This is a genomic window from Nonomuraea sp. NPDC050680 (genome assembly GCF_040654555.1).
Classification (GTDB): domain Bacteria; phylum Actinomycetota; class Actinomycetes; order Streptosporangiales; family Streptosporangiaceae; genus Nonomuraea.
Genome location: NZ_JBFAIF010000008.1, coordinates 294,428 through 313,858 on the forward strand (window position 1 = coordinate 294,428; position 19,431 = coordinate 313,858).

Below are 19,431 nucleotides of genomic sequence, written 5' to 3' on the forward strand. Positions count from 1 at the left end.
TCGAAAGCGGCTGGTGAGGCATGACATGCTGGACGACATGCTGGGACGTTCGGTAAGTCCCGTCTTCGTGGGGCGGGAAGAGGAGCTCACGGCCCTCTCTCAAGCCTTCGACGAGGCCCGGAAGGGCGCCGCGACAGCAGTGCTGGTCGGCGGTGAGGCGGGAGTGGGCAAGACCCGGCTGGTGCAGCGCTTCGCCGAGCAGGCGGCGCGGAGCGGCGCTCATGTGCTGTACGGCGGGTGCGTCGAGCTCTCCACGGAGGGCTTGGCCTACGCGCCCTTCACGGCTGCCCTGAGGCAGCTGGTCAGAGAGCAGGGCACCACCCAGGTCGCCGCGCTGCTGCCGGGCGGCGCCGAACGCGATCTGGCCCGGCTGCTCCCCGAGTTCGGCGAGCCCAGCGGCGACGGCGAGACCGACACGGGCCGGGCCCGCCTGTTCGAACAGTTCCTGACACTCCTCCAACGGCTGGCCGGCAACCGGCCGACGATCCTGCTCATCGAGGACATCCACTGGGCCGATCGGTCCAGCCGCGACCTGATCGCCTTCCTCAGCCGCAACCTCGGCACCGCGCAGATATTGATCGTCATGACCTACCGCTCCGACGACCTGCACCGCCAGCATCCGCTCCGGCCGGTGCTCGCCGAGCTGGGCAGGGTCAGCAGCGTACTCAGGCTCGACCTGCCCCGCCTGTCCAGGGACGAGGTCGCCCTGCAGATGGCCGGGATCCTGGGCAGCGACCCCGGATACCCCAAGGTGCAGAAGGTCTACGAGCGCAGCGAGGGCATCCCGCTGTTCGTGGAGGCCCTGCTGGACTGCGGCGAGGACTGCGCGTTCCCCGAGTCGATGCACGACCTGATACTCGGCTCGGTCGAGCGGCTGCCCGAGGAGACCCAGCGTGTGCTGCGCATCGCCGCCGCGGGCGGCATCAGGGTCGGCCACGCCCTGCTCGCCGCGGTCAGCGGCCTGTCCGACCTGGAGCTGGAGGCCGCGCTGCGGTCGGCCATCGCCGGGAACGTGCTGCAGATCGCCGACAACCGCGCCTACGTCTTCAGGCACTCCCTCATCCGCGAGGCCGTACACGACGAACTGCTGCCCGGCGAGCATCAACGGCTGCACTCGCGCTACGCCGAGGAGATCTCCCGCGACCGCAAGCTGGTGCCACCGGGCCGGGCCGCCGTGGAACTGGCCCACCACTGGTACGGCGCGCGCAACGACCTCTGGGCGCTGATCTCGGCCTGGGAGGCGGCCCAGAAGTCGTTCGGGGCCTTCGCCTACACCGAGGCGATCCCGCTGCTCGAACGCGTACTCATGCTGTGGGACCGGGTTCCGGACGCGGCCGAGCGCATCGACGCCGACCACACGGCGGTGCTCGAACGGGCCAGTGAGGCCGCCCACGCGGGCGGCGAGCTCGACCGGGGCATCAAGTTCGTCAAGGCGGCCTTGGCGCAGCTCGACGAGACCCAGGAGCCGGCCCGGGTCGCCACGCTGATCGTGCGCTGGGCCAACCTCAAGATCTACAAGGGCAAGACGGGCGTCCTCGACGACTTCCAGCACGCACTGCGTCTGGTGCCCGAGCCGAACCTGGCCCGCGCGAGCGTCATCATGCCGATGAGCCAGCACCTGATGCTCCGTGGCGACGTCAAGGAGGGCACCCGGCTCATCGAGGAAGGTCTGCGCCTGAGCAGGGATCTCGGCGACAAGTGCCTCGAAGGAGACCTCCTGCTGAACCTGGCGCTCGGCCACTCGATCGACGGTGACACAGAGGCGACGCTGGCCACCAACCTGCGCGCGCTGGAAATGGGCCGTCAGGAGAGCTCGGGACGGCTCATCGCGCGGGCGATCGGCAACAACATCGACGCGCTGAGCGATCTGGGGCGCTCCGAGGAAGCCCTCGCGCTGGCCGACGAGGGCTGGCAGCTGGCCAAGCAGTACGGCCGGATGCGGCTCAACGGGCTGTTCATCCTCCTCAACAGGGCCGAGGCGCTGGAGGCCATCGGCCGCTGGGACGAGGCCCTCGAGACCATCGGGCAGGCGCTCCGCTTCGGTCCCGTGCTGCGCACTTACAACCACCTGCTCCGCGTACGCGCCGACATCGCGCTGGCCAGGGGCGAGCTCGCGGTCGTCGAAGGCATCCTGGCGGAGCTGGGCGTGCTCAAGGAGCGGCCCGAGGAGTTCCTTCAGGACGTCACCAACAGCACCCGGCTGCGCATCGGCTGGCACCTGTTCAAGGGCGAGTCGCTGGCCGCACTGGCCATGGCCGAGCGCATCCTGTCGTTGTCGTCGCAGTCTCCGTCGTCGCAGTCTCCCAAAGCCATGCTGGGCTGGCGGCGGCTGTCCCTGCTCACCCTGGTCTGCGACACCGCCGAGGACGCCGAGCCCGACCGGGTCCGCGCGGTACGCGAGCAGGCCGCCAAGGTGGCCGCGAGCCTCAAGGTCAGCGGGCCGGTGGCGGAGGCGTACAAACTGACGTACTCGCGCGACTTCGACGCGGCGGCGGCCGCCTGGGAGCGGCTCAAGCGCCCGCACAACCAGGCCAAGGCCCTCGTCAGAGCGGCCACCGTGGTGGCGCGGACGGGCGACAGGGAGGGCGCGGCGACCCGGCTCGCCGTGGCCGCGCCGCTGGCCGCCGCGCTGCGGGCGACGCCGCTGATCGACGAGATCGAGGCGCTCTCCCGCCGCGTCGGCGTCGTCCAGCAGCAGGCGACCGTCCCCGAACTGCTCACGCCGCGCGAGACGGAGGTGCTCCGGCTGGTGGCGCTGGGCCGTACGAACCGGGACATCGCCGCCGAGCTGTTCATCTCGGCCAAGACCGTCAGCGTGCACGTGTCCAACATCCTGGCCAAGCTGGGCGTGACCACCCGCGGCGAGGCAGCCGCGGCCGCACACCGACTCTCCCTGCTGTCCCGCTAAGGCTGGCTCGCTAGAAGGCCGTCTCCCCCAGGTCTCGGCGGAGGAACTCGGCGGTGTGGGAGCCGGTCGCCGCGAGCAGTTCGCGCGGCGTGCCTTCGAAGAGCACTCGGCCGCCCTGCCCGCCGCCCTCAGGCCCGAGGTCGATCACCCAGTCGGCGTTCTTGACCATGTCCAGGTCGTGCTCGATGACGACGACCGAGTTCCCGGCGTCGACGAGCCGGTCCATGATGTCGAGCAGCCGCTTCACGTCCGACATGTGCAGGCCGGTGGTCGGCTCGTCCAGGACGTACACGGTGCCGCTCTTGTGCAGTTCGGTGGCCAGCTTGATGCGCTGGCACTCGCCGCCCGACAGCGTGCTGAGCGGCTGGCCGAGCGTGAGGTAGTCGAGCCCGACGTCGTTGACCGCCCGCAGCACCCGTGTGAGTTTCGGCTGCGGGAAGAACGCGAACGCCTCGGCCGCCGTCATCTCCAGCACGTCACTGATCGACTTCCCGTCGAGCTTGTGCTCCAGCACCTCCGGCCGGAAGCGCCGCCCCTGGCAGACCTCGCAGGTCGACTTCAGCCCGTCCATGAACGCCAGGTCGGTGTAGATGAGGCCGAGACCCTGGCAGGCGGGGCAGGCGCCCTTGGAGTTGGGGCTGAACAGCGAGGCGCTCACCGAACCGGCCCGCGCGAACAGCCGCCGGATCTCGTCCAGCATCCCGGTGTAGGTGGCGGGGTTGGAACGGCGCGAGACGCTGACGGCCGACTGGTCGATGACCACCGCCTCGGGATGCCGGCTCAGGAACACGTCGTTGACCAGCGTGCTCTTGCCGGATCCCGCGACGCCCGTCACGACGGTGAGCACGCCGGCGGGGATGTCGACGGTGACGTCCTTCAGGTTGTGCGTGCTCGCGCCGGCGATCGTCATCGCGCCCGTGGGGCGCCGGTAGTCGGTCTTCAGGGGTAGTCGCTGCTTCATGTACCGACCGGTCAAGGTGCCCGCCTCGGGCAGCGCCGCCGCGGTGCCCTCGTACACCACCTGCCCGCCGTGCGTCCCGGCGCCGGGGCCGATGTCCACGACGTGGTCGGCGATCCTGATCACCTTGGGATCGTGCTCGACGACGATGACCGTGTTGCCCTTGTCACGCAGCTTGCGCAGCAGCGTGTTGAGCCGTTCGACGTCGCGCGCGTGCAGCCCGACGCTCGGCTCGTCGAAGACGTACATCATGTCCGTGAGGCTGCTGCTGAGGTGCCGCACCATCTTGACGCGCTGTGACTCGCCGCCCGAGAGCGTGGCGGTCTCGCGGTCGAGGCTGAGGTAGCCGAGGCCGATCGTGACGAGGTCGCGCACCCGCTCGATCAGGCTCGCCACCACGGGAGCGCCCACCGGATCGGTGAACCCGGCGAGCACCTCGACGAGCTCGGTGGCCTCCATCGCGGCGAGCCGGGCGATGTTGAAGCCGTCGATCTCGCAGCCGAGCACCTCCTGGTGGAGCCGGGCGCCCGCGCACAGCGGGCAGGTGGCCGTCGTGACGTACTCCTGGAAGAGCCGGCGGTTGGCGTCGGACATCTCGGCGACGTCCTTCTTGATGTACAGGCGGGTGAACCGCTCGACCACGCCCTCGTAGCTGGAGTTGATCGTGCCGCCCTGCCACTCCAGCGGCACCTTGGTCTGGGCGCCGTACAGCAGCGTCGCCCATTCCCGCTCGTCGTAGTCGGCCAGCCTCTTGTCGTTGTCGAACAGGCCGGAGTTGGCGTAGATCTTCCAGTACCAGGTGCCGACCGCGAAGTGCGGGTGCAGGAGGGCCCCTTCGTTCAGCGACCGGGACCTGTCCAGGAAGACGTCGAGGTCGAGCGCGACCGTCCTGCCCAGGCCCTCGCATTCGGGGCACATGCCTTGAGGATCGTTGAACGAGAAGGCGTTGGAGTAGCCGACGAACGGCTTGCCGGCCCGCGAGAACAGCAGTCTCAGCAGCGAGTAGATGTCGCTGATCGTGCCGACGGTCGAGCGCGAGCCGCCGCCGAGCCGCTTCTGGTCGACCACGATCGCGGCGGACAGGTTCTCGATCACGTCGACGTCCGGCTGCCCGTATTTCGGCAGCCTGTTGCGGGCGAAGGTGGTGAAGGTCTCGTTGAGCTGACGCTGCGCCTCGGCGGCGAGAGTGTCGAACACGATGGACGACTTCCCGGACCCCGATACGCCGGTGAAGACGGTGATCTGCCCCTTCGGGATGCTCAGGGAGATGTCGCGGAGATTGTTCTCGCGCGCGCCGATGATCTGGATACGGGACGTCTGCAACGCCACTCCTCGACCTCGATAAACTCCGTACGCAGTACATCGTACTATGTACGGAGTTATGCTGAGTGAGAAGATGGATGACGTGCCGCCCACGATCGCCCGGACCAGCGCCGGAGACCCCGCCCGCACCATAGAGCTGCTCTGGAGGCGGCCGGGAGCGCGACCGGCGCAGCGCGGGCCACGTCAGGGCCACACGGTCGACGAGGTCGTCGCCGCCGCGATCGCCGTCGCCGACGAGGAGGGCCTCGACGCCACGACGATGCGGCGGGTCGCCCAGGCGCTCGGGATCGGCACCATGTCGCTCTACACGTACGTGCCGGGCAAGGCCGAGCTGCTCGACCTCATGCTCGACACGGTCCTCGGCCAGATGCCGCGCCCCGACCTGTCGGAGCTGCCGTGGCGGGCGCGGCTGGAGGCGGTGGCGCGGGCCAACCTCACGCTGTACGAGCGACACCCGTGGATGCTCACCGTGTCCACCACACGCCCGCCGCTCGGCCCGGGGGTCTTGGCCAAGTACGAGCACGAGCTGCGGGCCTTCGAAGGGCTCGGCCTGGACGACGTGGAGATCGACGCCGCCCTGACCTACCTGCTCGGCTTCGTGCACTCCTCCGCCCGCTCGGCCGCCGACCAGCGGGCCGCCCGGAGCGACGCGATGACCGACGAGCAGTGGTGGGCCGTCAGCTCTCCGCTGCTCGCCCGCGTCTACGACGAGGCCGCCTATCCGACGGCCAGCCGGGTCGGCGCGGCCGCCGGAGCGGCCCACAACGCCGCCTACAGCGCCGGCCACGCCTACGAGTTCGGCCTCCAGCGCGTCCTGGACGGCCTCCAGGTCCTCATCGAACGACGCTAGAGCGGCGCCCCGTGGGAACCGTGCCGGTCGGTCGGTGCCATTCCAAACGTACGGTGACGCGAACGGTGGTGAGGTCAGGCGAGGGCGACCAGATCGCGGTAGTCCTCGCTCCACAGGTCCTCGTCCGCGTCCGGCAGCAGCAGGACACGGTCGGGGCGGAGGGCGTCGATGGCGCCCTCGTCGTGGGTGACCATCACGATCGCGCCTGGGTAGGAGCCGACGGCGGCCAGGACCTCGTCGCGGGAGGCGGGGTCGAGGTTGTTGGTCGGCTCGTCCAGAAGCAGCACGTTGGCTCCGGAGTGGACCAGCCCGGCCAGTGCCAGGCGGGTCTTCTCCCCGCCGGAGAGCACCCCGCAGCGCTTGTCGGCATCGTCCCCGCTGAACAAGAACGCGCCCAGGACCCGTCTCGCTTCACCATCCGTCAGGTGAGGGGCGGCGTCCGACAGGTTCTGCCGGACCGTGCGGGCGGGGTCGAGGGTGTCGTGCTCCTGGGCGAAGTAGCCCAGCCGCAGCCCGTGCCCGTGCACCACCCGTCCGGCATCCGGCCGCTCCTGGCCCGCGAGGATGCGCAGCAGGGTGGTCTTGCCCGCGCCGTTGAGGCCGAGCACGACCAGGCGGCTGCCCCGGTCCACGGCCAGATCGACGCCGTCGAGGACCTGGTGGCCGTCGTAGGACTTGGCAAGGCTGACCGCGCCGAGCGGCATCCGGCCGCACGGCTCCGGTTCGGGCAGCCGGATCCGGGCCACCTTCTCGGTGCGGCGGGCCGGTTCCAGCTCGGCCAGCATGCGGTCGGCGCGGCGGGCCATGCTGCGGGCCATGACGGCGGTGGCCGAGCGGGCCTTCATCTTGTCCGCCTGCGCGTGCAGGGCGGCGGCCTTGCGCTCGGCGTTCACCCGCTCCCGGACCCGGCGCCGCGCATCGGCGTCCCGCTCGGCGAGGTACGCGGCCCAGCCGGTGTTGTGGTGGTCGATCGTCGCGCGGGTGGCGTCCAGGTGGAAGACCCGGTTGACGACCTCGGTGAGCAGACCGGTGTCATGGCTGATCATCACCAGACCGCCCTGGTGGCCTTGGAGGAAGGTGCGCAACCAGGTGAGGGAGTCGGCATCCAGGTGGTTCGTCGGCTCGTCCAGCAGCAGCGCGCCGTCGTTCCCAGCGAACAGGATCCGCGCCAGCTCCACCCGGCGCCGCTGCCCGCCCGAGAGATTGCCGACCGGTGCGGTCAGCACCCGGTCGGGCAGGCCGAGCCCGGCCGCCACGCGGGCGGCCTCGGCTTCGGCCGAGTACCCGCCGCCGGCCTGGAAGGCCGCCTCCGCACGGCTGTAGGCGCGCATCGCCCGCTCCAGCGCGGCGGGCCCGGCCGCCTCGGCCAGTGCGGCCTCGGCCGCGCGCAGCCGGTGCAGGGCCCGGTCCAGGCCGCGGGCGGACAGGATCCGGTCGGTGACCGTGACGGCCGGGTCGGCGGCACGGGAGTCCTGCGGGAGGAACCCGACCGTGCCGGTGCGGATGATCGTCCCGGCGGCAGGCGTGGCCCGGCCCGCGAGGGCGTTCATCAAGGTGCTCTTGCCCGCGCCGTTGCGTCCGACCAAGCCGATGCGGTCGCCGGGGGAGACGGTGAAGGAGATGTCCGAGAGCAGCAGGCGGGCACCCGCGCGCAGCTCGACATCACGAACGGTAATCATGATATGACGCTCCGAGAAAGCGAAAGGACACACTTCTGACGTGGAAGCGGGTCCTCAGCTAGGAAACTCGGGGCGTGGACATGCTCCTACCGTAACCGATGGGCCCGCACGCCACGAGCGCTCACCGGCGCACTAGACGATCGCATCGACCAGCAGCGCGATTCCGAAGATCGCGAACACGGCGGCGGCGCCGTACCTGATCGCCTTCTCCGGCAGGTGCTTGCCCAGCAGGCGGCCCACCACGATCGCGAGGGCGTCAGCGGCGACCATGCCCACCGTTGACCCGATCCAGGTGCCCAGCCAGCCGTGCTGCGTCGCCAGCGTGATGGTGGCCAGCATGGTCTTGTCACCCAGCTCGCTCAGGAAGAACGCCACCGTCACCGCGACCACGGCGTTCCTGGTGGTGCGCCGGGCCTTACTCGACTCCTCGTCCGTCAGCTCGTCACCACGCAGCGTCCACAGGGCGAACCCCAGGAAGGCGAGGCCGGCCACGACCGAGATGGCGGTGGTGGGCAACGCGTCGCCGATCAGCCCGCCGACCGCGACGCTGACGAGGTGCACGGCGGTCGTCGCGATCGTGATGCCGGCCAGCACCGGCCAAGGCTTGAAACGGGTGGCGAACGTCATCGCCATGAGCTGGCTCTTGTCACCCATCTCGGCCACGAAAATGACCGCGAGGCTGATCCAGAACGCTTCCAACTGTCCTCTTCCGCGCGACCGAGCCGGAAGCAGGCACCCGGGGAGGTTTTCGGGCACGACTTCGGCCCGGTAGCGTCTTGATCCATAGCTACCAGGCCGAAGGTCTCGTCCGCCCGTACAGGCCCGCGTGACCGGGCGCGCAAGCGCGCCAGCATGTCGATCACGCGATTGGGACTACTCCCCTTCGGTAATTCCGAACAACCATAACAGCGGCCCGCAGGGACCTATTCCGCAGGCTCCGCCAGGGAGCAGCCGACCAGCACCGGCTCGTTGACGAGCGTGACGCCGAACTTCTCCAGCACCCCGTCACGCACCTCCCCCGCCAGCAGCAGCAGGTCGGCCGTGGTGCCCGAGCCGGTGGGGTTGGTCAGAGCCAGCGTGTGCTTGGTGGAGATGCGGACCGGGCCGCGTTCGTAGCCCTTGGGGTAGCCCGCCTGCTCGATCAGCCAGGCGGCGGGCACCTTGACCAAGCCGTCCGGCAGGTCCCAGCGCGGATGACCGGGGGCCCGCGCCGCCAGCTCCTCGGCCTCGGCGGCCGACAGGACCGGGTTGGTGAAGAACGACCCGGCGCTGCGGGTGTCGGGATCGGCCGGGTCGAGCACCATGCCCTTGCCGCGCCGCAGCTCCAGCACCGCTCGACGAGCCTGGTCGAGTGGCACGCGGGCGCCCGGCTCGACGCCGAGCCGGCCGGCCAGCTCCTGATAGGCCATGGGACCCGACAGCTCCGAGACGTCGAGCGCGTACGTCACGCCGAGCACCACATGCCGCGCCAGATCCCGCTTGAACGCGCTGTCGCGGTAGGAGAAGCCACACTGCCGCGCCTCCAGGTCGACCACCTGCCGCGTCCTGCGGTCATAGGCGCGTACGCACCTGATGGTCTGGGCCACTTCCTGGCCGTAGGCGCCGACGTTCTGGATCGGGGTCGAGCCCACGAGCCCCGGAATGCCGGACATGCACTCGATGCCGGACCAGCCCTCGGCCACCGCGCGGGTGACCAGTCCGTCCCAGTCCTCGCCCGCCTCGACCGTGACCAGCACCTCGCCCCCGTCACGGGAGACGGTCACGCCCTGGGTGACGACCCGGATGACCAGCCCGTCGAACCCCTCGTCGGCGACCACCAGGTTGCTCCCGCCGCCGAGCACCAGGGTGGGCTGGGCCTGCCGGTCGGCCTCGGCCACGAGGGAGACGAGGTGCTCCGCCGTGGTGGCCTCGACGAATTCGCGGGCGGGGCCGCCCAGCCCCAGGGTGGTGTACGGCGCGAGGTTCTCCATGGGGCACAAGCTTATGAGGCGCTCGGCAGGGCTTTCGCCGGGATTCACCCTTGGGGCGCCTCGGGGTCGCGCAGGCGGCGTACCGGAAGGCGGTCGGAGGGCACGACCAGGTCGCCCTTGAGGGCCAGCGAGAGCTCCAGGTCGGCGTTCTCCCCGTCCCGGGCGTCCTCGGGCAGCGCGCCGATCGCGGCCGACCTGCGTACCGCCATCAGGTCGCCGCGCAACGCGCGCACGCGCCCCGGCCCTGCTTCGTGCCACCCCGCGCCGATCGGCGGTCGCTCCAGGCTGTCCTGCGGTCGCTCCAAGCCGTGCCACCCCGCCGCCACCGCACCGTCCGCGACCGCCGCGACGAGCGGCGTGAGCGCGTCGCCTGTCAGTACGACCGAGGTCTCCATCAGTACGTGCACCTCGGACATGTCCAGGCGCAGCAGCTTGGCCCGGCAGGCGCCCCACGTGGCCGAGCCGCCACGCCAGTGCGGGGTCTCGGCCACCCGCCACTCGGTGATCCGGTCCGGGTGGCGCAGGGCCAGCTCGTGCAGCACCTCACCGGCGCCGTCCACGTCGCCCAGGTCGAGGGCCAGGACATGGGCGTCGGTGTGCTCGATCACCGACTCTATGGACGCCCGTACGTCCTCCGGCCGGCCGTCGACGATGAGACTGACGGACGCCGTGACGTCGGCGGTGGCCACCCGCTGCCGCTCGGCGGCGACGCCCGCCGCGTCGAGCCGGTTGGCGGCCAGGCTCCCATCCCAGACGCGCTGGGCGTGCAGCATGTCGTCGCCCGGGTCGCCCCGCTGCTCGGGATCGCCGGAGAAGCCCAGCTCGGCGGCGGGATTGGCGCGGGCGCCTCTCGGTTTGGCCCCCGCGGTGCCGACACCCGTCGCCGCGCCCGCGCCGCCGGTCGTGTCGCGGCCCGTGCCCACGGCGCCCGCCACGTCCTCGGTCCTGACGGGACCCAGGTGGCCGGGCGGCTTGTCGGTCACCGCGGAGACCGGGATCGAGTCGACCGTGGGCCAGATCCTGCCTTGATGGGGAGCTGTATCCATAGGCTCCCGCATACCCGAGAGCCGCCCCGCCTATCATCCGGCCGAGCTCGTCCGGCTCATCCCGCCGGACTCGCCGTTCGGGGGGCTCGCCGTTCGGGAGGCTCGCCAAACGGGGGGCTCGTCGCGCTACGCGAGTTGGACCACCGCGCGGGCCTTGGACAGCACCCGGGTGTCGCCCGCCCTGGCCGTCAGCCCGACGACCACCCGCTTGTCCGGCAGCTTCTCCTCCACGACGCCGCTGATGGTGATCGTCGCGCCCTCGTCGTCGTCGGGCACGACCACCATCGAGGAGAACCGCACCCCGAAGTCGACCACCGCGCCGGGATCGCCGACCCAGTCGGTGACGAACCGGCCGCCCTGCGCCATCGTGTACATGCCGTGCGCGATGACGTCGGGCAGCCCCACCGCCTTGGCGAACCGCTCGTTCCAGTGGATCTGGTTGAAGTCGCCCGACGCCCCCGCGTACATCACCAGGTTGAGCCTGCGGACGTCATAGCCGGTGGCCGGGATCTCGTGCCCGACCTCGATCTCGTCGTACTTCACCGTGGCAGTCATCTCAGGCCGCCCCTCCGCGCTCGACGATCGTGTTGTACGTAGTGCAGACCGGCTCACCGGCGACCGTGGCGATGTCACTTCTCACCGTCAGTAGCTCGTTGCGCCCGGCGCTGCGGATGTCGGTGATCGTGGAGCTGGTGACGAGCTCGTCGCCAGCGTAGATCGGGCGTACGTACTCAAAACGCTGCTCGCCATGGACCACCATGGCCAGGTTGAGGCCGAGGTCAGGATCGGCCAGCGCCTCACCGCCGCTCTGCAGGCTGAACACGATGGGGAAGGTCGGCGGCGCGACCACATCGGGATGCCCGGCGGCCTGGGCGGCGTCCCGGTCTCGGTAGATCGGATTGCCGTCGCCGATCGCGGCGGCGAACTCCCGGATCTTCACCCGGCTGACCTCGTACGAGGACTTGGACGCGTACGTCCGGCCCACGAAGTCGCGGTTCAAGGCCATCTGTGCTCCCTCGCATGTCCGTTATGCAGACGCTAACAGAACAAGGTTCGGCTGTCGCCGGGATGACCATGACTTTGCCGCATTGACGACCGGTGAATTCCACCGCTGCCGTGACGGCTGGTGAATGCCGCAGCAGTGAGGCCGGTGGACGCTGCTGCCATGACGGCTGACAGATGGCGTCACCGGTACGGCCAGTAGACGCGACAAACCGGCGCCCTGGAGCAGGACGCCGGTTGTGCGTTGGGTAAGGCCAGGAGAATGCCCCCGGCGAGACCGCGCTCGGAAAAGAGCTAGCGGGTCTCGCGGTGCGCGCGGTGGCAGCGGCAGTTGGGGCAGTACTTCTTCAGCTCAAGCCGATCCGGGTCATTGCGCCGGTTCTTCCGCGTGATGTAGTTGCGGTGCTTGCACTCCTGGCAGGCCAGCGTGATCTTCGGCCTAACGTCGGTGGCAGCCACGTGGGAGTGCCTTTCTACGTTTGGGACTGGGACATGCCCAAGCCCAGGTCGGCGACCTGGGGAGGGGCAGTAGCGGAGGCCGGACTTGAACCGGCGACACAACGATTATGAGCCGTTTGCTCTGCCTGACTGAGCTACTCCGCCTTTGAGCCGGACGAACGACCCCGGCCCGTAGAGGATACCTGACCTGGGGAGCACATACGTAATCGACCAACCCGCCCAGGCTGGCCAGCCAGTAAGCCTAGCAGCCGGGGTACTGCGGGCAAAATCCAGCGGGCGCTCCGCTCTCCGATGGACATCGTACTGGCCTTAGGCCAGTCCTTGCGCTGCTTCACGTACGTCGTCAACCTACCCAGACGATGCCGACGATACGGACGACGCTTGCGTGATCCAGGATCAGGAACGTCACGCCCGCTCGGACAGGTCCGGCTTGTAGGTCACGCGCGACGGGCAAGCTCGCAGGCGACCGCTTCCTCCAGCGGCGTCGCCTTCCCGCTCGCCTTGGCGTCGTCGATCGCCTCGTAGTAGCCGGGCCGGTTCGTGGCGATCACGGCAAGGCTCCATCGGTGAAGGAGCCGTCTCAGGGCCTTGTACTGCGCGACGTCCTTCCAGGCCGCTCTTGCCGTCTCCCGGTACTGGCGCAGAAACTCGGGCCGTTCCCTCTCCGGAAGGCCGTACAGGATGGCCTGAGGGTCCTGTGGATCGTCCTCATGTACTGGCTGAGCACTCACCTGCCACCTCCTCTCTGTCCACCGTGCCCTGAACCCCATGCAGCGTCCTCGCCAAGAGCAGGAGATATGAATCAGTCAAGCGGCAAGGCATGAGCGCGCGTCAGCCCTCAAGTTCGCGGATCTCCGCCTTGTCAGCAGGAAGGACCTCGACCTCAGGCCTTGGGCCAGTCCTTGCGCGCCGCCACGTACGTGCCGCGCATCGGCACCGTGAACACCCACCCCTGCTCGCGCAGCAGAGCGACCGCCCGCCTGACGGTGCCCTTCGCGAGACCGTACTGCTGCATGAGCGTCGTCTCGCTCGGGATCGGGAAGTCAGGCCGGAGTTCGCCGGCGCGGATCCGTTCGGCGATCTCGGCGGCGACCCGCCGGTAGGGCGACGTCGTCTCGGTGACGCGCGGGTGGTCTTCAGGACCGGCGAACGAGCCGACCCCGCGGACCGTGTAGACCAGACCGTCGTCTCGCAGAGTTCGGATGGCCTTCGTCGCGGTGATGCGCGACACCTCGAACTCAGCGACGATCTGGTGCTCGCTGGGGATGGCGTGGCCAGGCGGGATCGTTCCGCTGGCGATGCGGCGCCTGATCTCATTGGCGACCTGCCGATATATCGGCACAGGCCCCTCACGGTTGAGCACCCTCGTGACGATAGATGAGCTATCTCATACCCTATTGTTCCACTACACGCTTATTGTTGATCGCTGTCAACCATCTGACTGATCTATAGCAAGACATAGACCAGATCGGTCAAGTTGACGTACGGTCGAAGCATGACCTCGACCGCCCTCCGGGTACCGCACGTCGTCGCCTACAGCGAGGAGACCGTCTCGCTGGCTCTCACCGTCCTCGTCGACGAGTGGGCGTTGAGCGGGCGGCGGCTGTCGTACATCGACCCGGCGGCGAGCGACTGGGGCCTGGGCGTGCTGTGGGCCCGGCAGCAGTCACACCGCCTAGGGAGGCCCCAGTACGACGAGCTGCACACCCTGCGGCAGCGGGAGTGCATGCTGCATCGGCTCTGCCAGGTGTGCGCGAGGCCCGCGCTGGACTCCGGCACTGGGCGCCTCTCCTGGGTTTTCCACGAGAAGGTACCCGCCGCGTCCGGCCGCCTCAGCAAGCCGCCGACGTGCCTGCGGTGTATCCCCGAGGCGCGGGCCGCGTGCCCGCGCCTCCGGCAAGAGGCCCACGTCTACAGTTCGCCCGACGACAAACCGTGGGGGGTAAAGGGAATCGTCTTCTCCTCCGGCGGCCCGGCTCGCCAGGACGTCCCGCTGACCGACCACGCCACGCTGGAATTCACACTCGCCAGGGCCCTCATCGTGCACGTATCGGATCTGCGGCCCGAGCGGGCCCCATAGACAGCCCGGCCGCCGCCGCCTGGAGGGGTAAGCGTGGGCCGGGCGTTCCCGAACTGCCCATGGCCTCGTTGCGGACACCGTCTTCAACGAGGCCGCCCAGGTGAGAGTCCCTGCAATGATCAGCGGCTCAAGATAACGGACGCGCTTCATCCCGGCCGGGGCGACGGCCTACGTGGCCGTGCGGCCGTCGGTGAGGTGGAGGATGTCGGTCAGGAGCTCCGAGGCGTTCATCGCGTCGAGGTCGGCGAAGGTCGCGGAATGCCAGGCGCCGGACCGCCGGGACGGGTCGTGGCCGGGGATAATACAGACCTCTTCGATCTGCTGCTCCGGCCAGTCTCCCGGAGCGACGACCGAAATGCCGGGGTCGAGGTCCAGCACGACCGTCCGGGCGCCGGGGAAGCGCCGCGAGATCCAGAAGATGATGCCGTTGTCCTGCGGGACGCCACGGTCCCAGCCACGCCGCTCCATGCCCTGCACCGCCCCAGTCGTGACGGTCAGGCCGCGGAACCGGTCGAGCGCGGCCGCGGCACGCTCGCCCTCGGTCAGCGCGTGGACCGGGCGGCCGATCTGGGGGAACGGCTGGACGATCTCGTAGTCGGCGAAGACGTCGGACCACGCCCCCAGCTCGTCCGCGGGCACATGCAGGGGGTGGGCGAGCCCGACCTCGTCGGTGCCGGCCACGGCGAGCTCGGCGTCGTCGATGTCGGCGAGCGAGCGGTCCTCGGCGATCCGGAACGTACGGCCCCCGGCCGTCCACAGCAGCCGGCGGGCGATGTGCCAGATCAAGGGATGCCCGACGATGAGCTCGCGGAACTCGTCCGCGCTCCAGCGCCGCCCGGCGACCATCGCCCGCTCCAGCCGCTCCAGCTGTGCGGCCGCAGTGGTGCGCGCCTCCTTCTTCAGCGCGGTGAACCGCTTGTGCGCCGCCGGGGCCAGCTCGGCGTCATCGCGCGCGCCGGGTTTGGGGAGGCTCGCCCGCCGCGTGCCGTCCTCGTCGAGCACGAACGGCTTGAGCTGCGCGTCGAACCCGACCGTGAACCGGCGCGGGCCGTAGTCGAGGACGAGCGTGCCCGCCGCGTCCAGGCCCAGGTCGGGGACGAGCCGGTCGGCGAGCCGCTCGGCGGTCAGCCCGCGGTCGGCGGCGAGCGCGGCGATCCGGTCCCGCGCCTGGCCCTGCAGGCCCTTGTACTTAATCCGTTCGGCGATGCCGTTGAGCTCGCTGAGCGCGGTGTCGGTGCCGATCGCGACGAGCGCGTCGAGCCCTGCGACGGCCATGCGGTTCCCGTTCATGCCCGGCCACTTGCGGATCAACGGCGTCAGGTCGCGGGCCGTGGCGTCGTCCCCGAGCAGGCCCAGCGCGGCCATGACCCAGCCCTCGTTCTCGAGGCCTCGGCCGCCACCGCGCTCGCGCAGGCCGGACAGCTCGAAGATCTTCCAGGCGAACGCGGCGAGGGAGGCGGGATCGCACGCCTCCCGCACCGCCTCCACGCCCGGGTGGACGTCGTCGAACTCGGACACGGTGAGGAGCGTGACCAGGTGGCCGGCCGCCGCGCCGGGCAGGGCCCGCCCGTCCCGCAGCAGCACCTGGGGGATCAGGTACGGGTCCAGCCACTCCGGGGCATCGGGGATCTGTGCGGGGAGGGCGGCCGTCATCAGGTCGAGCGCGAGCAGCGCCTCGATCTCGGCGGCGGCCTTGGAGCCGTGGTCTTGGCCGGCTGCCAGGACGTTGTCGGTGTGCCCATGCGAGGCGAGGTAGACCAGCGCCATCTCCGCGTCGCGCCGCGCCCGCTGGTCGGCGGCCCTTTTCGCGGCGGAGAGCGCGGCGGGGACCAGCGCGCGTGCCGCGGCCGCCGCGTGTCGGGCGAACCAGCGTTCCGCGACGGGGCGCAGCGCCGGGCGCCGCAGCCGCCACTCCGCCATCTGCGCGGCGATCGCGGCGTCGCAGAACGGGAGCAGGAGCTCCGCGGTAGCGGCGGGCCGCATCTCGGCCATGTCCAGCGCCGCCGGGGCGGCGTCCACGGAGAAGCGCGCCAGGATCGGCTCCAGCCGTTCGGGGTCGGCCCCGGTCAGGCTGGGCCGCCAGCGGGCGAGCAGGGAGCGGACGTCCTCCTCCGGGCCGGACAGGAACAGGTCCCACTGCCGTTCGGCGGGCAGCTGGCGGTCGCGGAAGAGCTCGATCTCCTTCTCCCAATCGACCTTTTCGCCGGTCGGGGGAGCAGCCCACCGCTCGCGTTCACCGGGCTCCCATACGGCCGTCCGCTCGGCCGGGGGTTCGAGGCTCTTGACAGTGGCGCGCTTCCGGTCTGGCAGGCCCCTGGCCCAGGGCGGGTCGGCCAGCACGGACGGCAGGTCCTCCGGCGCGGCCTCGTCGGGCCACCCCGCCTCCCGCACGGCCGGGCCGCCCAGAAGGCGCGCCGCGTACCGGGCGATCTCCTCTGGGCCGGAGTCCACGGCGTCGCGGAAAGTCCGGCGCGCGCGTTCCGGGAAGCGCTTCGCGGCCTCGACGACGACCGCGTGCACGCCCGGCCGGTCGAGGCGTTCCACCAGGGCCTTCAGCGCCTCGTCGGACGGCAGGATGCCCATGACCTCCAACGCGAGAGGATCGGCCGTGCGGTCGATGAGGTCGGCCAGGAGAGGGGCCAGTGCGGGACCGAGCCCGTCGGCCGCGGTGTGCAGGAGGTGGTCCCTGACCAGCCACTCCCACGGCTGCTGCGTCCCACGGAACTTCGCGACCTGGTCTGCCGTGCCGAGCGAGCACATGACCCGCTGCGCCAGGCAGGGCGGCAGATTGTCTGGCAGTTCGGCGCACAGGTCGTCCACCCAGCCGGTCTGCGACGGCGCCAGGAACGCCGTGGCGATCCGCGCGATCAGGTCCTGGCGGCATTCCGCCAGCACCGTGACGACGTCCCGGTACTCCTCGTCACCGGCCGCTGCGATGAGCGCGCGCACACGGGGAGCGACGTCGTCGAAGGCGTCGCCGCGACCCCACAAGAACGCGGGGTCGTCGTGGCGCACCAGCTGAAGACGCCGACCCCTGCCTCCTCCGTCGGGCTCGATCTGGACACGGGCGAGCCCGGCCGTCGCCGCGGCCGCGAACGCCAGACCGTGCTCGGCGACCCACGCGTCCGCGAGGTCCTGCGTCTCGATGGTCCCTTTCGCGACGGCGGCCGCGAGGACGGCCGCGCCGGTGGGGTTCGCGGGGCCATCCAGGTGGGCGCGGGCGGATTCGACCAGCTCGGGAGCGCTTCCCCCGTGGTTGAGCAGCTGTTCGGCCCTCTCCTGCGACTCCGTCAGGGCCTTGCGCAGCCGCTCGGCGGCGCCGGGATCGATGGCAGCGGGCGCCGCGGGCGTGCCGCCGCCACGCCGGGGGTGGAGGCGCTTTCGCTGATGCTCGGGAATCACGAGCGCGTTCTCGGACATGGACGAGCACGCTAGCGTCCCCGGCCGACAATACCCGCGCGGATTGTCACGGGGGTGAAGAGGACGAGTGTCCGGGGTCTTGCGCGGGCCACGCTCATGGAGCCTCGGTTGCGGGCTGCGGAACATGTTCGGGGAACGTGGCACGTCACTGTATGCGTCCGCTGCGACCGCAGCCGTCGACCATCAAGAGACTGAGGCGCTCCTGACCGCGACGGACAGCCAGACGGTCAACCCGGTGAGGGCCATGAGGCCGAGGATGATCAGTGCAGGAAAGTACCAGCCGGGAAAGACCAGCCCAAGATCGAAATCGCCAGCGGGATATAGCACGATGGCGTAAGTGGCCAATACAGCCAGGGCCAGAGTCAACAGGTAGACCACGCTGGTGGCCGTGCACAGCACGAGGCCGCCGGCGGTCGATCGACGATTCAGCCGACCACCCAGCGCGGCGAGCAAGGCCGCCTCGACGGCGAGGATGAGGGTGATGCTGAGCGTCACCTGCCGCGCCTGCGCGATTTCCCTGTCCAGCCGGTGTAGCAGCACAGGGTCTTCGAGCTCCGTCGGGTGGGCGGCCAACTGGAGCGCGGCCAGGGTCGCTGCGGCGTACAGCAATGGCGCTGCCAGGGCGCACAGCAGAGCGGGTGAGCGTTTCAGATGACGTAGGACCATGATCGATCAGACGGCTGACTTCAACTGAACGTTCCGCGACGGACCAGCTTTACGTGCGTGCTTGAGATGATCATCTCGGTGCCTCGACCGGCAGCGTGTCGCGTTGTTTCTCCGCTGGCGGATCGAACTCGACGGCGTACGCCAGGCGAGCCTACTGGCCGCGCTTGATACGTTCCCGGAGATCGGCGTCAACGGCGTCATCCCACAGCGTGGCGCCAGGCGGGCGTTCTCCCCGCTCGTAGTACTCCGCTGCGCGCTCTCCAGTCTGGAGGGTCTCCGCGTACTCGTCCGGGTCGGCCTTGAGGACGGCGGTCATCCACCAGCGCGTCTGGAACTCCTGGACGGGTGCCAAATCGTAGGAGATCTTCGCCTGGTCCAGCGCAGTCCGGTACTCGCGGTCGAACAGCGCGTGGTCCTCGGCCGGCAGCGCGGCACGGATGGCTTCGGGGCTGCGGTCATCTTTGAGCGACGCCCGGATCTCCTCCGGCGTACGGCGTGTGCCATGCGGATGAGCGCCTTGGCCGCAGCGTTCCGGCTGACGTTCTACTGTGTGGCGAAGTCCTCGAATTCCCAACTAGACCAGTGGGTTAATCAAGGTCGTCGCGCAGATATCGCGCACAACGAGAAACGCCCGACTCCGCGATTTCACGGGTCGGGCGAATTGCCTTATCAGAGTGCGAGCCCCCAAACGGAATCGAACCGTTGACCTTCTCCTTACCATGGAGACGCTCTGCCGACTGAGCTATAGGGGCCTGTCCGGCGCTGCGGACAGGTGTAACCATACACGGCCCTCAGCGATGACGCGAACTCGTCAGCCCCACTAGCCGACCGCCTCGTAACCCCGCTGGAACCGCAGCTCCACCACCTCGCAGAGATCGGCCAGATCGACGTGCCGGGCCACCTCCGCGACCGACACGCAGTCGGCGACGGCAACCCCGTCCCTGCGCACCCGGAGCACCTGTCGCCCGTCACGCTCGGCGAGAACGACCTCGTAGCCGTCTATCCCGACCCATCGCCTATCCATAGCGGCACACAGTAGCTCCTGGGTCTCTCAATTTCCGATAGGCGAC

At 70.0% G+C, this 19,431-nt stretch carries 17 protein-coding genes and 2 tRNA genes; 3 read left to right on the forward strand and 16 right to left on the reverse strand.

Annotated elements, in window-relative coordinates; genetic code table 11:
• Positions 1-37: 37 nt before the first annotated feature.
• Positions 38-2,908 (forward strand): AAA family ATPase, encoded by a 2,871-nt coding sequence (locus tag AB0H88_RS27565; protein ID WP_357649220.1) that lies wholly within the window; start codon positions 38-40, stop codon positions 2,906-2,908.
• 10 nt (positions 2,909-2,918) lie between these two features.
• On the opposite strand, the gene AB0H88_RS27570 is transcribed toward AB0H88_RS27565, so the two are convergent.
• Positions 2,919-5,189 carry an excinuclease ABC subunit UvrA gene (locus AB0H88_RS27570; RefSeq protein WP_357649222.1) on the reverse strand — a complete coding sequence of 757 codons (2,271 nt, stop codon included), beginning with the start codon at positions 5,187-5,189 and terminating at the stop codon, positions 2,919-2,921.
• Between the two features lie 58 nt (positions 5,190-5,247).
• Here AB0H88_RS27570 and AB0H88_RS27575 point away from each other — a divergent pair, with 58 nt between their 5' ends.
• Positions 5,248-6,039 carry a TetR/AcrR family transcriptional regulator gene (locus AB0H88_RS27575; protein ID WP_357649224.1) on the forward strand — a complete coding sequence of 264 codons (792 nt, stop codon included), beginning with the start codon at positions 5,248-5,250 and terminating at the stop codon, positions 6,037-6,039.
• 74 nt (positions 6,040-6,113) lie between these two features.
• Here the strand turns inward: AB0H88_RS27575 and AB0H88_RS27580 are convergent, their stop codons facing one another.
• The 10 genes from AB0H88_RS27580 to AB0H88_RS27625 all read right to left on the reverse strand — a co-directional run bounded on the left by AB0H88_RS27580 (position 6,114) and on the right by AB0H88_RS27625 (position 13,558).
• The gene (locus tag AB0H88_RS27580) at positions 6,114-7,718 is read right to left on the reverse strand and encodes an ABC-F family ATP-binding cassette domain-containing protein (RefSeq protein ID WP_357649226.1); all 1,605 of its coding nucleotides are present in this window, start codon (positions 7,716-7,718) and stop codon (positions 6,114-6,116) included.
• A 132-nt stretch (positions 7,719-7,850) separates the two neighbouring features.
• Positions 7,851-8,417: a TMEM165/GDT1 family protein gene (locus AB0H88_RS27585; protein WP_357649228.1), complete on the reverse strand. Its 567-nt coding sequence runs from the start codon at positions 8,415-8,417 to the stop codon at positions 7,851-7,853.
• A 224-nt stretch (positions 8,418-8,641) separates the two neighbouring features.
• Entirely contained in the window at positions 8,642-9,688 is a 1,047-nt protein-coding gene (locus tag AB0H88_RS27590; protein WP_357649230.1) for a UDP-N-acetylmuramate dehydrogenase, read from the reverse strand.
• A 44-nt stretch (positions 9,689-9,732) separates the two neighbouring features.
• A complete protein-coding gene (locus AB0H88_RS27595) occupies positions 9,733-10,734 on the reverse strand; it encodes a hypothetical protein (protein WP_357649232.1) in 1,002 nt (333 codons plus the stop codon).
• Positions 10,735-10,860: 126 nt separating this feature from the next.
• Positions 10,861-11,289 (reverse strand): MaoC family dehydratase, encoded by a 429-nt coding sequence (locus tag AB0H88_RS27600; RefSeq protein ID WP_357649234.1) that lies wholly within the window; start codon positions 11,287-11,289, stop codon positions 10,861-10,863.
• 1 nt (position 11,290) lies between these two features.
• The gene (locus tag AB0H88_RS27605; protein WP_225294557.1) at positions 11,291-11,740 is read right to left on the reverse strand and encodes a MaoC family dehydratase N-terminal domain-containing protein; all 450 of its coding nucleotides are present in this window, start codon (positions 11,738-11,740) and stop codon (positions 11,291-11,293) included.
• Between the two features lie 290 nt (positions 11,741-12,030).
• The gene (gene rpmG, locus AB0H88_RS27610) at positions 12,031-12,195 is read right to left on the reverse strand and encodes a 50S ribosomal protein L33 (RefSeq protein ID WP_019632658.1); all 165 of its coding nucleotides are present in this window, start codon (positions 12,193-12,195) and stop codon (positions 12,031-12,033) included.
• Between the two features lie 70 nt (positions 12,196-12,265).
• Positions 12,266-12,339, reverse strand: a tRNA-Met gene (locus AB0H88_RS27615).
• 293 nt (positions 12,340-12,632) lie between these two features.
• Entirely contained in the window at positions 12,633-12,926 is a 294-nt protein-coding gene (locus tag AB0H88_RS27620; protein ID WP_357649236.1) for a DUF6247 family protein, read from the reverse strand.
• 152 nt (positions 12,927-13,078) lie between these two features.
• Entirely contained in the window at positions 13,079-13,558 is a 480-nt protein-coding gene (locus AB0H88_RS27625; protein WP_357649239.1) for a GntR family transcriptional regulator, read from the reverse strand.
• A gap of 132 nt (positions 13,559-13,690) precedes the next feature.
• Here AB0H88_RS27625 and AB0H88_RS27630 point away from each other — a divergent pair, with 132 nt between their 5' ends.
• Complete coding sequence (locus AB0H88_RS27630) at positions 13,691-14,275, forward strand: hypothetical protein (protein WP_357649240.1); 585 nt, start codon at positions 13,691-13,693, stop codon at positions 14,273-14,275.
• A 168-nt stretch (positions 14,276-14,443) separates the two neighbouring features.
• On the opposite strand, the gene AB0H88_RS27635 is transcribed toward AB0H88_RS27630, so the two are convergent.
• The 5 genes from AB0H88_RS27635 to AB0H88_RS27655 all read right to left on the reverse strand — a co-directional run bounded on the left by AB0H88_RS27635 (position 14,444) and on the right by AB0H88_RS27655 (position 19,385).
• The gene (locus AB0H88_RS27635; protein ID WP_357649242.1) at positions 14,444-17,695 is read right to left on the reverse strand and encodes a DUF4132 domain-containing protein; all 3,252 of its coding nucleotides are present in this window, start codon (positions 17,693-17,695) and stop codon (positions 14,444-14,446) included.
• Between the two features lie 183 nt (positions 17,696-17,878).
• A complete protein-coding gene (locus tag AB0H88_RS27640) occupies positions 17,879-18,361 on the reverse strand; it encodes a hypothetical protein (RefSeq protein ID WP_357649244.1) in 483 nt (160 codons plus the stop codon).
• A 151-nt stretch (positions 18,362-18,512) separates the two neighbouring features.
• Positions 18,513-18,935 (reverse strand): DUF6247 family protein, encoded by a 423-nt coding sequence (locus AB0H88_RS27645; RefSeq protein WP_357649246.1) that lies wholly within the window; start codon positions 18,933-18,935, stop codon positions 18,513-18,515.
• A 105-nt stretch (positions 18,936-19,040) separates the two neighbouring features.
• Positions 19,041-19,113 (reverse strand) — tRNA-Thr (locus tag AB0H88_RS27650).
• 68 nt (positions 19,114-19,181) lie between these two features.
• The gene (locus AB0H88_RS27655; protein ID WP_357649248.1) at positions 19,182-19,385 is read right to left on the reverse strand and encodes a transposase; all 204 of its coding nucleotides are present in this window, start codon (positions 19,383-19,385) and stop codon (positions 19,182-19,184) included.
• Between the last annotated feature and the right edge of the window lie 46 nt (positions 19,386-19,431).